The sequence below is a fragment of the Arthrobacter sp. 05T410 genome, from assembly GCF_056396505.1.
This window is the reverse complement of the sequence record NZ_JBFTLP010000035.1, coordinates 18,259-32,250: the sequence shown is the minus strand read 5'-3', so window position 1 is coordinate 32,250 and position 13,992 is coordinate 18,259. Positions and strand designations below refer to the sequence as shown.

Annotated in this window: 12 protein-coding genes; 4 read left to right on the top strand and 8 right to left on the bottom strand. The window is 65.3% G+C overall.

Going from position 1 to position 13,992, the window contains the following annotated elements; all coding sequences use genetic code 11:
* From AC1DFR_RS21925 to AC1DFR_RS21915, 3 genes are all read right to left on the bottom strand, one after another.
* Window positions 1–293, bottom strand: a 293-nt coding sequence (locus AC1DFR_RS21925) for a lyase family protein (protein ID WP_476874464.1), incomplete at its 3' end; no start/stop codon positions are given.
* Between the two features lie 166 nt (window positions 294–459).
* Window positions 460–1,188, bottom strand: a complete 729-nt coding sequence (locus AC1DFR_RS21920) for a FadR/GntR family transcriptional regulator (protein ID WP_476851194.1) — start codon at window positions 1,186–1,188, stop codon at window positions 460–462.
* A gap of 559 nt (window positions 1,189–1,747) precedes the next feature.
* Entirely contained in the window at window positions 1,748–2,440 is a 693-nt protein-coding gene (locus tag AC1DFR_RS21915) for a DUF4386 family protein (RefSeq protein ID WP_476858748.1), read from the bottom strand.
* 809 nt (window positions 2,441–3,249) lie between these two features.
* Here AC1DFR_RS21915 and AC1DFR_RS21910 point away from each other — a divergent pair.
* Both AC1DFR_RS21910 and AC1DFR_RS21905 read left to right on the top strand, forming a co-directional pair.
* Window positions 3,250–3,975 carry a hypothetical protein gene (locus AC1DFR_RS21910; protein WP_476874463.1) on the top strand — a complete coding sequence of 242 codons (726 nt, stop codon included), beginning with the start codon at window positions 3,250–3,252 and terminating at the stop codon, window positions 3,973–3,975.
* A gap of 57 nt (window positions 3,976–4,032) precedes the next feature.
* Window positions 4,033–4,740: a hypothetical protein gene (locus AC1DFR_RS21905; RefSeq protein WP_223917339.1), complete on the top strand. Its 708-nt coding sequence runs from the start codon at window positions 4,033–4,035 to the stop codon at window positions 4,738–4,740.
* Window positions 4,741–5,294: 554 nt separating this feature from the next.
* On the opposite strand, the gene AC1DFR_RS21900 is transcribed toward AC1DFR_RS21905, so the two are convergent.
* From AC1DFR_RS21900 to AC1DFR_RS21880, 5 genes are all read right to left on the bottom strand, one after another.
* Window positions 5,295–6,521, bottom strand: a complete 1,227-nt coding sequence (locus AC1DFR_RS21900; protein ID WP_476874462.1) for an MFS transporter — start codon at window positions 6,519–6,521, stop codon at window positions 5,295–5,297.
* A complete protein-coding gene (locus AC1DFR_RS21895) occupies window positions 6,499–7,395 on the bottom strand; it encodes a dihydrodipicolinate synthase family protein (protein ID WP_476851189.1) in 897 nt (298 codons plus the stop codon). Before AC1DFR_RS21895 ends, AC1DFR_RS21900 begins: the two co-directional genes overlap by 23 nt.
* A 137-nt stretch (window positions 7,396–7,532) precedes the next feature.
* On the bottom strand, window positions 7,533–8,450 hold the full coding sequence (locus AC1DFR_RS21890; RefSeq protein WP_476851188.1) for an EamA family transporter: 918 nt from the start codon (window positions 8,448–8,450) through the stop codon (window positions 7,533–7,535).
* 60 nt (window positions 8,451–8,510) lie between these two features.
* A complete protein-coding gene (locus AC1DFR_RS21885) occupies window positions 8,511–9,236 on the bottom strand; it encodes a B3/B4 domain-containing protein (protein ID WP_476851187.1) in 726 nt (241 codons plus the stop codon).
* A 7-nt stretch (window positions 9,237–9,243) separates the two neighbouring features.
* Window positions 9,244–9,849, bottom strand: coding sequence for a helix-turn-helix domain-containing protein (locus AC1DFR_RS21880; protein WP_476851186.1), 606 nt, complete (start codon window positions 9,847–9,849; stop codon window positions 9,244–9,246).
* Between the two features lie 1,168 nt (window positions 9,850–11,017).
* Here AC1DFR_RS21880 and AC1DFR_RS21875 point away from each other — a divergent pair.
* Both AC1DFR_RS21875 and AC1DFR_RS21870 read left to right on the top strand, forming a co-directional pair.
* On the top strand, window positions 11,018–13,396 hold the full coding sequence (locus AC1DFR_RS21875; RefSeq protein WP_476874461.1) for an HAD-IC family P-type ATPase: 2,379 nt from the start codon (window positions 11,018–11,020) through the stop codon (window positions 13,394–13,396).
* A 138-nt stretch (window positions 13,397–13,534) separates the two neighbouring features.
* A complete protein-coding gene (locus AC1DFR_RS21870) occupies window positions 13,535–13,945 on the top strand; it encodes an NfeD family protein (RefSeq protein WP_476874460.1) in 411 nt (136 codons plus the stop codon).
* The last annotated feature ends 47 nt before the right edge of the window (window positions 13,946–13,992 follow it).

The window sequence follows — 13,992 nt, the reverse complement described above, 5'->3', positions numbered from 1 at the left end:
ACGAATTGTTCGCTGAGTTTGCCGTTCATGACCTCGGTGCAGGCTTGCCCGATGGCGGCGGCACGCCCGGCGTCGAGCAGTCCGAGCTCGTGGTTGGTGCGGGCGGCGGCGAGTTTCACGGCGGCCAGGCCGCGGACCAGGTGCATGTTGGAGGACAGTGGTTGGCCGGTGATGGGGAAGTTCTCCACGGCCCGGAGGGTGTGGACGCCCCAGTAGGCGCCGGCGGGAACATCCCGGTCGCCCAGGAGGTCGTGTTCGGAGCGGGTGTCCGGGGCGGTATGGGCGTTGGTCATTGGGTCCTCACAGGGCTTCGTTGACGGGTTTGGACGGAAAATCTGGGGCAGGCCTGAGTGACGCCGCTGCCAGCACGGTGGGCATGGTTGTTCCAGGGCAAAGAGACCGCGCGGGGCCTGCGGCGATTGCAGCAGGGGAGGGTGGGTGAAATCCGAGGTTTAGGATCTAGCGCGTATGGCCGGACCTTGAGTTTCCGCTTCCGGGGACGATGGTGCCCAGGGCGCATTCAACCCCGTGCAAATGCATCCTCATGGCCTGGGATGCTTCGTCGGCTGATCCACTCTCGATGGCAGCGAAAATGCGGGCGTGCTCCTGACCCGATTCTTTGCGCCGGTCCGCCACGAGGTTAAGCGTGTTCGATTGGTTGGCCATGGCGTCACAGATGTCGGACAGGAATGATTCGAACACGCCATTGCCGCTGCACCGGGCGATGGTCACGTGGAACTCGGTGTTCAAAAGCACCCACTGCTGGAGATCGTCCTCCTCGGACATTTCCCGGAGGATTTCCCGAAGGGCCTCCAGGTCTTCGTTGCTGCGGCGTTGGGCGGCGAGGCCCGCGGCCGGCACTTCCACGTGGGGGCGGGCTTCCACGAGGGCGCTGGCCGAATATTTGCCGAGTTTGAGGTCCTGGGCCACCTTGTCAGCGATGACGAAGGTGCCTTTACCCGTGTGGGTGGCCGTGAGTCCCAACGCGGTGCAGGAACGCAGCGCCTCCCTGACCATCGTGCGGCTCACGCCGTACTGTTTGGCCAGCGATGCCTCTGAGTCCAGGCGGGTGCCGACAGGGATCTTGCCGCCTTCGATTGCGCTGCGGAGGGATGCGAAGACCGCTTCGGCCGCGCCGACGCGTACCACTCGATCTTGCGCAGCTGTCCAGCTGTCCAACAGGTCCATACGAAGACTATGGCACTTGTCACACTGCCCGTCAAGGAAGTCTCGAATATGTCGTGACGGGGGCGGCCTCACTCGCCACGTGTGGCCGATGGGGAGCGGCGTTTTTTTAGCCGAGTTGCTGCGGTTGCTGGTGGTCGCCGGCGAAACGTGTCGGGTGCGGCTGGTGATTGCGATGCTTTGAGCTGGCCATTTTGCGGTGTGTACAAAGTACACACATTGGGCTTCGGACCGGGCCGTACCGGTGTCGGATCGGACAGAATTCCGCATGTTTCCGCGGGAGCCCAGTGATTGCGAGGGCAGGAATGCAGTTCGAGTCCCACCTCGGGAACGTGTTTTCCCTGTTCAGGGGCTTGTAGCCGCTGAATGTGTCCAAATCTCCTTTATAGGCCCCGGCGGGGGCCCATTTTTGTTGGTGTCTGGCGCGGTCTCGTAGATGTGGCATGAGGCGTTCTCCGGTATTCATCGTCTCGATCCATCCGATCGGATGGAACCGACGCGAATTCTCAACACAATCACCTGGACCGCTTGGGCAAGTCCAGCCTCCACGAACCTTAAGCCGTCAGCGCGTGCCGGCCGCATGGACGGCCGCGGCTGGCTGGCCCTGCCGTGACTGGCTCCACGCCATCCAGCCACCCGATGCAGCCATGAGCAAGGCACCGGCCGGTTGTGTCGGAAGGCTGCTGCCCGTGGTCGCCTGCCCCAGCACGACGCCGAGGAGGTAGAACAGTACGGCGCCGGCAATCCATAGCGCCCCGGCCCAACGGGGGAGCGTCCGGGACTGCCAGACCGCGACTCCAAGCAAGACGTTGCCAACGAACGCGAGCAGCAGCCCGAGCAGGAACGAGACCGTCATGGCGGATGGAAACTCCAGAAGCATGACGTCCCGGTTCCCTTCCAGATACGCCTTCCCGATCGCGGGAGTGGCGAAAGTGGAGAGGACAGCGGGGACCATTAGCAAGGCAGTTCCTGCGACGGTGATGACTGTTGCTGCCAGTGCCAGGCGGCCGACGCGGCTGTTGGCCAGGCAGCAGCCCAGCGCGAACACCCCGAAGATGGCGAGGATGGTGCCTCCGTAGCTGCCGAGCAAGTGGCTGGATTGATACGAGCCCGAGCTGACGAACCGTGCCCAGGCGTCTGGATCCTTTTGCTGGTCCGGCTGAGGCTCAAGCGTGGCCCAGGCGGTGATCAGACCGTAAAGGGGCAGTGTCCACAACCCCGCCCGGATCCAGTGGGTGATGTTCTGTGCGTTCATGGACCGCCTCCTTCCCCGACCACGTGCCCGCCGCCTGCCCGGAAACAGGGCGACGCCTGCCCCAGCGTAGTTCCAGAACGCATCCCGGGCTAGGGTGCGCGTTGACTCACGGGAAGGTCCGCGGTACTGCAAAGCTGCGGTGCATCCCGGTCTGGGCGCGCGCTGAGCCGAGAGCAGATGGCCGACTGGCGGGCAATCTACCCACTCCTTCGAATCGGGCAGCGAATCGTGCCTGCACGGTATCTGCGCGCGCTCCGCTGACCGTAGGCTCCATCCCCCGGGGGACAGAATGAGGCACACTTCCCGACCAACTTTCTGGGTTCCCCGCTCCCTCTCAAACTCGATTCGGGCTCGGGAGCGCCCGTTCCATTTCGAGAACCATTCGACGGAATCGCAGGTAAAGGCGGCGTCGAGGCATTGCCCCGGTCAATGGACCCTAGCGACCCGGACCGGGTCCGGCTAGCATCCGGTTGTTACTCCCTTAAACAGAAGGGTCGCATGTCCGAGGAACCAGTAAAGAACCTCGTGCTCGTGCACGGCGGCTTCGTCGACGGATCAGGCTGGCAAGGTGTCTACGACCTGCTGATCGCGGACGGCTACAGAGCCAAAATCGTCCAGAACCCGACCGTGTCCCTTGCCCGCCACGTCTCCGCGCCCAGGATGAGGATCGGCGGCTGGCGGTCCCACCTGAGAGACACTCGCAGGCGCCGACTGGTCCGATCACCCAGAGCTGACCGCTTCACGCAGGTCCCCACCTCGTGGCCGGACCCCATTCCCCCAAACAGGTTCCGTTCAAGCAAGGACAGATCATGCCTGACACATATGTAATCGAGGAGTCGGACTACCCGGTCGTCTTCTCTGACAGCCCTGACTCTCCGGCCGCTGAATTTCTGGTCGAAGAAAGACCGCGCTCAATCAGGGACCTCTACCGCCTCGGAATCATCCACCCCGCCATCCCGGAGGAAGATCTGAACGACATCCAACGCAGTCTCGAGCATGCCTCTGTGCCTGATGTGGTTTTCTCTGAGGGTAACCACGGTGTTGTGTCGTCCCGAGAGATCGAGGGCACTGCAACCATTCCGCAGGAAGTTGTGATGGTGCGTGACGCGGTCAGCCGCGCAACGGCGATGCTTATCGCTCGTGGCCATTCTCCTGCCCTGGCAAAGCTGACCGCTGAGAAAGGTGCGCGTTTTATTTCACCGGCCCGCGACGCATTTCCGCTGTGGAAGGAGGTCCGGCTTCTGGACCGCGACCTCGAAGTGCGAGGCCTGCTGTTCCTCAAACGATCGATCAACGCGCTGACGGCCGGGAACGTGAAGTTCCACCAGTACGGCTGGATCGTACCGGAGAGCAGCCACTTCCTGCTCACCTGCAACGAGATGGTCGGTGTCCCGCCTACACCATTGGAGATTCCCCTTGTGGTGGAGGAAATGACCAAGCCCGGCCCGCATCCGCCCATAGAGGGCTATACGGATCGTCTTGCCATCTCCGAGATCCTCGCTCGAGTAGAGGCTGTCACGGCCGGCTGGCGCTGAACTTAACAGCAGCAAACCCATCAGAGACTTACCCTCACCAGAACAGGAGACCCTAAAATGGGCGGCATCGACAAGCGGGGAACGGATGGCGGCGATGGCGCGGCTGGCGCTGCCGGAGGAGACGGACCGCAGGGACAAGGGGGATTCGGAGCGGTGTGCAGCGGCTGGTTCTTCGTCACCGACACTGGTGCCACGCGCGGCGGACGTGGCGGCGATGGCGGCATCGGCGGCCCCGGCGCGGATGGCTTGCCAGGCGGCAAGGGCGGCACCGTTGAACTACACGTGAGCGTCCTCGGCAGCGACGTATCTGTCGACGCTTCAGGCGGCAACGGAGGAAAAGGTGGCAACGGAGGAAAAGGTGGCGCCGGCGGCAAGGGCGGAAAGGGCGGCGACGGAAACGACTGCGAGCCCGGCGCTTACGGCGGCGCAGGAGGGAATGGAGCCCAGGGCGGGGTTGGAGGTCGGGGCGGCGACGCGGGCGCAGCCGGAGACATCCTTGTCTTTTACATTTCCGACCAAAGCGGTGGCCAGAGCGTGTTCAAGGCGAAGTCAGGAGACCCCGGCAAAGGAGGAGACCCGGGCCCGGGAGGTGCCGCGGGGGTCACCGGCGACAGCGGCGCCCGAGGCGACTTCAGCCACGCCAGCACTGACCCTGGCCAGCCATCCACACCGGGCCTCGCGGGGCCTAGTGGCGCTCCCGGTCAAATGGGCACGGCGCGCGACGACAAAGACAAGGTCAAATTCCAGCAGGTGACGGTGATTTAGTGCCGAACATCCCGCACTAACACGGCTCGCGCAACCCTGCTCCCAGATAGTCCAGGGATTTGAAGTGGCTCCGGGCAATGCGGTGGCCACCAACCCGAGTAAGGGGTGCCGTTCCGCTGTCCGAGATCGTCTAGATAGTCGAGCATGAGCCTGCCAGGTCGCCGGGTCCTACGGATTCTTCCGCGGGCGAGCCGCGTCAACGTCAGGGCTGCCCGGTCCGGGCTGTCGTCGACCAGTCCCATGGACCAACGCTACCCACCCCGCCAAGGCCTACTTACCTTTCAACTGTGGCCGCCGGGCGTATGCCGGTGGATTTCTGCCCATCATTAAGGCCATGGCGTCGGTGACCCAGGCAGATCTGAGCGACAGTTGCTTCCGCGGCGGCCGAGAAGGGGCCGAAGTGGCCCTCGACGGCCCCGGGGGTTTCCTCTTTGATGGCGTCGGCGTTGATCCCTGCGCCGGGCATGACACCCTCGGCCAGCCCGGGTGCTCCGCGACGGGGCCATCAGGTTGGAGACATTGCTCGCCGCATACACGCCGCGGATTCAGGCGGGCTAGTGTTTGGACAAGCGTGGACGGGAGCGCTCGATGATGCTGGTGGTCGCAGCAATTGCTGTGAGGGCTGTCGCCAGCAGAAGTGGTGCCCAAACCGTCTGTGCGATAGTTGCACCCGCGACGGCTGTTCCGGCGGATCCTGCTGCGATCTTGAGTGCGCCTACCCAGATGAAGATTTGGCCGCGGGCCTCGATGGGTGCGTATTCGCTTCGCGCGGCGAGGGTTGCCGCGAAGAACATTGCGTTGGCGATCCCTGCCAGGCCGAAGGCAATGAGGGATGTGGGGAGTGTCGGAGTAAGCATCACGAGTATCAGCGTTGCCGCGACGAGTGCGGAGAGGGAGCTCATGAGAGGGTCTGCGTCGCGGCGAAGCGGTCGGAGCATGAGCCCTGCTGATCCGAGGAGATTCCCTATCCCGTAGGCTGCGACCAGTGTTCCGGCGGCCGCGGCGCCGCCGAACGCGGGAGCTGTGGCAACGGCGTAGATCGGTAGCGCGGCGACAGAGAATGCGACGGTCACGGTGAGTCCGAGTGTGCGGCGCAGCGGACCACGTTCCCATATGAGGCTCAGTGTTCGTCCGGGTGATGGCACCCCAACGGCCTTGTTGGGCGGCTCTTGCTTGGGGAGTGCGAGGACGGCTCCAGCACCAACGACGGCGGCTCCGGCCAGAACCAATGTCGCGGTGAGTGCGTCGGATGCTGCCGCGATCCATGCCACTGCTGCCGGGCCGAGGGTGCCGCTGAGTCCGTAGCTTGCGACGTCCCAGCTTTGTGCTCTGCGTTGGCTGCGCTGCCCGGGGCCGGCGATGGAGGGCAGGCGGCTGCTGATCCCGCCGGTGAGCATCGGCCCGAAGATGCCGGAGACGAAGAGCAGCAAGGCTGGCCAGATCGGCCAGGCGACGGGCAGGAGCAGTGCAGCAGCACCGAGCAGCACCCCGTGGAGGACTGCGGAGCACGCGATGACCTTGCGTCCGTCACGGGCTGTATCGAGGCGTCGGGCGATGAAGGGGCCGAGCACGTGGGGTGCGGTGATTGATGCTCCCAGGATGCCGGCCAGCCAGCCCGGCATCCCGCAGGTGTGCGCGAGCAGCACGATGGCGACCACTGCGCCGCCGTCTGCGCTTCGCACCAGCGTCGCGGCGAAGACGTAGCGCGCCAGCGCCCCGCCCCGGCGGTACTTCCCGCGTGAAACGCCGAGGCCGGCGCTACGGGTTAAGCCCGAGCTCATCGACAATCCTGCCAACATGGGCACGCTGCTCCGCGGTCAATCCCTGGAGGGGAAGCGGCAGGCACGATGGTGATGCCAGTCCCAGCTGTTCCGCTATGGCCGCAACGACCCGGATACTCCCGCCAAACTCGGCGAACGACTCCCACAACGGTGCAAGCCGTTCGGACTCAGCGGTCGCGTCTGAGACCCGCCCTTCCAGAGCGGCCCGGGTGATCCGCAGCGCCAGGGCGGGCAAGGTGCCGCCGATGACGGAGTACCAGGCATCGCACCCGGCGGCCAGTCCGGCGGCGGCCTTTGCGTCACCGGAAACTCCGATGGTCACGTGCGCCGGGACGGCGGCTCGGATTTCCTGAACCCGCGCCTGTGCCTGCTCCGGATCGGCCGGCACACCGGGGATTTTGATGGAGGCGATTCCGGGCAGTTCCGCGATGCGTCCGTAAAGCTCGGTCGTGAAGGTGAAATGGGTGGTGCCCGGGTTGTCATAGACGATCACGGGCAGCGACGAGTTCGCGGTGACGGTCCGGAAGAGTTCGAACACGTCATCTTCGGTGAGGGGCTGATAGGTCATGGGCGCAAGCAGGAGTGCGGAAGCCCCCGCCTGCTCTGCCATTTCAGCGTTCGCGAGGACGTGTGAGGTCCGCAAGGCCCCAACACCAATGAACACCGGTGTCGCGCCGGCGTGCTCGACGGCAAGACGAGCCACACGGCTCCGTTCCTCGCCGCTCAGATACGCGTAGGAGCCCGTGGATCCGAGCGCGGTAATGGAGCCAACCTTCGCCTCCGAGAGCCGTTCGATCAGGCGAACAAAGGCAGACTCGTCAACAGCATCATCTGCCAGAGGGGTCAGGGGGAAGGCACTCAAGCCGGTGAACATGGTTATAACTCCTTAGGTCTGAATAACAGGGAAGCAAAGTCTGAGGCACTCCCTGGGGGACTTAGCTGCGGGCCCTGTCAGCAGGGAATTCCCGCGTAGCGACAGTCTGGCGGACCCCCTATTTGGAGGACTGTCGCTTACTTTGGCCCTTGGCCGATGAGGTCGGGGGCGATGCGGGCGCCGGCGTGTTCGCGGGAGCGCGGTCGCCGTCGGCCACCGCGTTGCGCGGCGGCCCCTGCAAGGACGACGAGCGTGATGCCACCGAATTGGGTGAGTGAGGGCTGCTGGTGCAGCACGAGCAGCCCGAGGAGCACCCCGATGGCGGGTTCGAGGGCCATCAGGGTACCGAACGCCGTGGGCGTCATCCGGCGCAGGGCGAGCATCTCGAGCGCCATTGGCAGCACCGGCATCAGGACGGCCAGTCCGAAAGCGACGGAGAGGACACCGAGGTTGAGATGTCCGGCGGACTGCGGGATGCCGACGACCGCTGCCGTGGCAGCTGCGACGGGAACGGTGAGTGAAAGCGCACCGATGCCCGTGAAGCGGTCGCCGATCCGTTGGGTGAGCACAATGTAGACGGCCCACCCGACGGCCGCGAGCCCTGCCAACCCGATACCGGCGAGGTTGATCTCACCAGCCCAAGGTTCGGTCAGAAGGACGACGCCCAGCAGCGCCAGGGCTGGCCAGATAAGCGAGCGTGCGCTGTGGCTGCGCACCCCGGCGACAGTCAGCGGACCGAGGAACTCGATCGCGACGGCGGTGCCGAGCGGGATGCGTTCGATGGAGGCGAGAAACGCGATGGTCATCAGTCCGGTGGCGACACCCAGCCCCAGTAGCACGGGGACGTCGGGGCGGCGCAGCGCGCGCAATGGGGGTCGGGCAACGGCCAGGAAGACGAGCGCCCCCACACTGAGTCTGAGCCAGGCAGTTCCGGCCGGCCCCACCGCCGCGATCAGATCCACTGACAGTGCCGAACTCAGCTGGACTGAGAGCATGGCCGCCACGGCCAGCCCCCACGGCGGAACGGGGACATTCTTGGGGACGCGCTGGCTCACGGCTGACCCCTTCGGGCCTGCCGGTCAACGATCGCGCGTATCCGGGAGTGGACGAGCATGTCAGTCTCCTTCGTTGGCTGGCGTGCCCGCGGCTATCAGGCGGCGGGCAACGCCGACGTCGGGACCCAGTAGGGTCAGCCGGGCGATCAGGTCCTCGGCTGCGGCGTGGAGCGCCTCATCGGTCATGGGTTCGAGCGCGTCGAGGATGAACAGCGCGGAGGTGGTCTCCTCGCCGAGCTGGGTGCGGCGTGCCTGGCGCCAGTTCCAGCGCCGGCAGGTCACGCCGGCGTCATCGCGCCACACCACCTCGCCGGATTCCGGGTGCTCGATCACCGTGGCGCCGTCGGCGGCGGTATCAAAGGCTTCCTTGCCGGTGGCTCGAACCAGCCGCGGCGCACCGCTGTAGCGGGTCAGATCCTCCCCACCCAGCGGGACCTGGTGGAGCACTGAAACGGCGTTATAGAGGTCGGTGAGACGGTTCACCCGGGGCAACCCGGACACCGCCCGGCGCAGGAGCGCCTCCAGGCTGTTGCGAGTGCGGTTCGGTTTGGCGCCGAAGCCCTGATAAGCCTCACGCCACGCAGCCACGTGTGGGAGCTGCTCAACCGGCCGGCCGTTGAGCAGCTCCCGGGCTGCGGACTCCGCCGCCTGGAGCATCTCCTCTCCGGCCTGGTCACTCGGGCCAGGGACGAGTCCGTCAACGGCCAGCAGCAAAGCCCGGTAGTCGGGCCGCAGCGCGAACACGGCGGCGTCAACATGGCCGCCGTCGAGAAATTCCTGAAGCATGCCCGACTCAAGCATCGGACGCCTCCGGCCGGTGACCTGTCCCCACGCCCGGCTCGAAGACGGCCAGGGAGAACCTCGCCGGCTCCGTGCCCGGATTGGCGTAAGAGTGTGCCACGTCGCCCGGGAACGTCACCGCATCGCCCTCATCGAGGGTGAGCAATTGACCTGCGACCTCCACCGTGACCGTGCCCTGCTGGACCTGCAAAAGCTCCTTGGTGCCCGACGTGTGGGCCTCGCTCACATGACGGTCGCCGGGACCCAGCGTCCAGTCCCACAGTTCAACCACGTCCGGCGGTTCGGTGCCGGCCACCAACACCCCGCGGCCGCCGTACTCACCGCTCCACAAAGCAGCGCCCTCACCACTGCGCGTGACCTTCACCGGCTTCGGGCGAGGTGGCTCGACCAACGCCGGCAGCCCCACACCCAGCGCGTCGCTGATCCTCAGCAGAGTTCCCACGCTGGGATTCGCGGCACCCTGCTCCACGTTGACGACCATCCTGCGGCTTACCCCTGCAGACTCCGCAAGCTGATCAAGCGTCCAGCCCCGCGACTGCCTCTCCTGCTTAACTCGGGCGCCGATTGCCAGCGCCAAGCTCGTTGTACTCTCATCCATAAGTGCATCATACTGCACTTATAGTGCACTCGACTACTGTCCGTCGTTCGGCCCCCATCAAAGAGTGACCGAATGGCCCTCTTGAGCTTCTACGTCGCTCCTCGTACCGCCAACCAGGACCGAACCGTGCAGGATTCTTGTCGACGACCGCCAGTGAGAAACACGGCAGCGACCGTATCCGCTGCCGTCTTGGCAAACAACACCATTCAAGACACCCCGTCGTGTCTGGAGGATTGAAGGAACCGACAGCGTGCTGGCCCGCCTCGTGTCGTGTCGTGCCGTGGAAATATGTCTCACCGTAAATCGTCTCAGGCGGGTGCTGGCCGGGGGTTTCTGAGGCACAATAGCCGGGCGGGACATCTCGGGTATACGCGTGTGAGTACGTCGGGCCAGGACGCCGGCCCTCACGGCTGTGATGTTCGCGCTGGCATGCCATCGTTGAGTCGCCTCAGAGTCGATCGCGGACCTCACTGCGCGGATTCCTTATGTCTCGGGGGGAGCTCAATGTTTCTGGGGGAGGGAATGCAGTTCGAGTCCCACCTCGGGCACGTGTTTTCCCTGTTCAGAGGCTTGTGAGCGTATGACTGTGTACAAATCTCCTTTATGGGCCCTTGCGGGGGTGGCCGTTGCTGCTGCAGGGTGCCGCCGGCCCGGACAGCCGCCAGGGCTTCGTTCAATCCCAGCGATCCTTGTTTATGCCGGTCACGCCGTGGTCACCATTGGTCAGGCCCTCGGGGGTCGCCCAGCCCCGTATGCGCCTTGCGCGGCGTTGCCAGGTCCTGTTCGTTGGTGCAGACCCGGACGCAGCCAATGATCTGCGCGGGTGCAACTGTCGGGATTGTCCACCCTGAGCGGGACAGTTTTGCGGCCGGGGTATGCGCGATTCCAGGCTTCCAGTATCTGTATCGGATTTTCGCGCAGCGCCAGTGCGGGCGGATGGTGTCGCGGTGGGGGACCGGCGTATGCATCGCAGTGCGCCACATTGTGGCGCTACGGCGGATACCATCGGAGGGTGAAGGCATACCGCCGGCGCAAGAGACGAGCCTTTCTGCATCGGCGTGCGTCCCCGGCAGCCAAAGGCCGGAAGGCCGCCAGGCGCCGGCCGGCCGCCAAGGGGCTGTCGCAGGGGGAGGTGGCTACGCGGGTCGAGCGCGGGCTTACCAACCGCGTGCCGGACACCACTAGCCGGAGCCTGTGGCAGATCTTCCGGGCCAACGTCTTCACGCTCTTCAACGCAATCGTCGGCACGAGCTTCCTGCTGCTGTTGTTCCTGGGGCAATGGCGGGATGCCCTGTTCGGCCTCGCCGCTGTCAGCAATGCCGTGATCGGCGTCGTCGAGGAATACAGGGCGAAAAAGTCCTTGGACCGGCTGGCTGTCCTCAACGCCCCGCTCGCGCGGGTCTTGCGCGAGGGTCAGATCCACGACATCGCCACGGCCGACGTCGTAAAAGATGACCTCCTGGTGTTGCGGGCCGGGGATCAGGTCACTGCCGACGCTGCCGTACTGGAGTCGTCCGGCCTCGAGGTGGACGAATCGCTTCTCACGGGCGAAGCAGACCCGGTGGGTAAGGATGCGGGGACGGAAGTACTCTCCGGATCGATCGTCGTGGCCGGCCACGGCAACGCCCAGGTTGTCCGGGTCGGAGCGGCGTCGTTCGCGAGCCGGCTGACGGCAGATGCGCGACGCTTCTCACTGGTGAACTCCGAGATCCGCAACAGCCTCAACCGTGTAATGCGCTGGATCGCCTGGATCCTGCTGCCCGTTGCCCTCATCGTGCTCAACGGCGAGATCCAGGCGCGCGGCGGCTGGCAGTCCGGCATTTCCACCGGTGCCTGGACCCCCGCACTCGTGGGACTCATTGCCAGCATGATCGCGATCGTCCCGCTGGGACTAGTGCTGCTGACGAGCGTGGCCTTCGCCGTGGGCGGACTCCGGCTGGCTAAACACAACGTACTGATCCAGGAACTCGCCGCTGTCGAGGGACTGGCACGCGTAGACGTACTGTGCATGGACAAGACCGGAACCCTCACAGAAGGAGGACTGGTCTTCGACGCGGTTCACCCGCTGGCGCCGCAACCGGGATGGGAGCAGGCCCTCGCATGGTTTGGCGCCGAACCCGAGGCAAACGCCACGGCACGCTGCCTGAGCACGGCCTTTGAGGATGATGGCGGCCTTCAACCCGTCCGGTCCGTGCCGTTCTCCTCCGCCCGGAAGTGGAGCGGAGTCAGCTTCAACGGGAGCGCCCGCGGTGCGCGCACCTGGATTCTCGGAGCACCGGAAATGATGCTTGTGCAGGGCGACGACGCAGCCGCACGTCTGAAGCCGTCGATCTCGGCGCCCGACGGCGCAGTACCGCGCCAGAGCGACGTCTTGCGCCAGGCCGGCGAACTGGCCGCATCGGGGCTGCGGACCCTGCTCCTGGCCGGCGCGGATCAGTTGCCAGCCAATGGGAAGGTGGAGCAGCTGCCGGCGTCGCTCCACCCTGTGGCGCTGCTGACCTTCCGGGAACAGCCGCGCTCCGATGCCCGGGAGACCCTCAAGTTCTTCCGGACCGAAGGGGTCGGGTTGAAGATCATTTCCGGCGACGATCCCCGCACCGTTGCCGCCATTGCCCGCAGGGTTGGTTTGGAAGTCACGGAGGGCTTCGACGCACGCTCACTGCCGGAGGACCCGCTGCATCTGGAGGAGGTGATGGAATCAAACACGGTGTTTGGCCGAGTGACGCCGGCCCAGAAGAGGGCGATGGTCGAGGCGCTCCAGCGCCGGGGACATACTGTGGCCATGACCGGCGACGGCGTCAACGACGCCCTCGCGCTCAAGACGGCCGACCTTGGCATCGCCATGGACTCCGCGGCGCCCGCCACCAAGGCAGTCGCGCGCCTGGTGTTGCTCGACGGCCGCTTCGACCGGCTTCCCGGAGTCCTCGCTGAAGGCCGGCAGGTCATCGCCAATATTGAGCGGGTCTCCAGCCTCTTCCTCAGCAAAACGGTCTATGCGACCGCCATCGCGGTGACCTTCGGGCTCCTGCAGTTGACGTTTCCGTTTCTTCCCCGCCAGCTATCCTTCACGGACGGCCTGACGATCGGAATCCCGGCCTTCTTCTTGGCGCTCATGCCGAACCCGCGCCGCTATCAGCCCGGATTTCTGCGCCGGTCCCTATGGTTCTCCGTCCCTGCCGGACTGATCGTCACGGCTTCCCTGCTCACACTGAACGCATTCGCGCCGCTGGCCGGCGCGGCCACGTCCGAACAAGTCAGCAGCGCCTCTGTGCTGATGCTGTCCATGGTCGGACTGTGGATCTTATCGGCCGTGTCGCGCCCCCTCAACGCGGCGCGCCTGGCCGTGGTGTTGGCCATGAGCGCCTCCCTGCTGGTCTCGCTCAACCTCCCGCTCGTGCAGGAATTCTTCCTGCTTTCCCGGCCACCCGGCGGGTTGTTGCTCGCGGCCGTGGCGTGCGGGGCCGCCGGGGGCCTCGGAGTCGAGGTCCTGGCCCGGGTCCACGCCCGGGCCTTCCCGCAACAAGGTCCGGTGGTGAAGAGCGGTTAAATGGGCTCATCAGTTATTAGCGTGAGCCGGGACACCGGGGTCCATTATCGGTACTGGCGCCATAGTCCAGAATATGATTCGAGAGTAATGGTCGGGATGTCCCCGGTCAGCGCAGACAATCTGGGGGATACGAACTTCATGTCCGAACAAACCGGACGCCGCGCCAGGCGCGGCTATACGCCCGTTGACCCCGCCAAGTTCATCCCAATCCACCGTCCCAGTAACGCATCGCTGCGCGGAGCAGTAGTCACCGGGTTCGTTCTGTGGATCGGGGTTGGAGCAATTTCCGCGGGATTGCTGGCCTCCTGGTTCAGCACTGAATTGCCTATCTTCCTAACCGCTGCAGTGTTCGGTGCAACCCTGGTCACGGTTTTGGGCGCCCGACACACGACGTGGCTAGGCCGGCGCCGACGGGAAGATTTCGTCCGTTGCGGCGGTGACCCGGCCGGAATGACCGACTTGATGTTCGGATTCATGCGTGGACTCCGGACCCCCAAAGGGGAGTGGGAAGTTCCCGAGCAGGCCTCCGGCGACTACCAGGGCACCTGACCACCCCAAGGGCCAGGAAGATCCCGGTAAGGTGAGACTCTTCGTCG

What these genes read in the sequence shown, in the direction of transcription:
- AC1DFR_RS21870 (WP_476874460.1), top strand. Translation starts at nt 13,535, where the DNA reads ATGTCCGAACAAACCGGACGCCGCGCCAGGCGCGGCTATACGCCCGTT.
- AC1DFR_RS21905 (WP_223917339.1), top strand. Translation starts at nt 4,033, where the DNA reads ATGGGCGGCATCGACAAGCGGGGAACGGATGGCGGCGATGGCGCGGCT.
- AC1DFR_RS21895 (WP_476851189.1), bottom strand. Translation starts at nt 7,395, where the DNA reads ATGTTCACCGGCTTGAGTGCCTTCCCCCTGACCCCTCTGGCAGATGAT.
- AC1DFR_RS21920 (WP_476851194.1), bottom strand. Translation starts at nt 1,188, where the DNA reads ATGGACCTGTTGGACAGCTGGACAGCTGCGCAAGATCGAGTGGTACGC.
- AC1DFR_RS21885 (WP_476851187.1), bottom strand. Translation starts at nt 9,236, where the DNA reads ATGCTTCAGGAATTTCTCGACGGCGGCCATGTTGACGCCGCCGTGTTC.
- AC1DFR_RS21915 (WP_476858748.1), bottom strand. Translation starts at nt 2,440, where the DNA reads ATGAACGCACAGAACATCACCCACTGGATCCGGGCGGGGTTGTGGACA.
- AC1DFR_RS21910 (WP_476874463.1), top strand. Translation starts at nt 3,250, where the DNA reads ATGCCTGACACATATGTAATCGAGGAGTCGGACTACCCGGTCGTCTTC.
- AC1DFR_RS21900 (WP_476874462.1), bottom strand. Translation starts at nt 6,521, where the DNA reads ATGAGCTCGGGCTTAACCCGTAGCGCCGGCCTCGGCGTTTCACGCGGG.
- AC1DFR_RS21880 (WP_476851186.1), bottom strand. Translation starts at nt 9,849, where the DNA reads ATGGATGAGAGTACAACGAGCTTGGCGCTGGCAATCGGCGCCCGAGTT.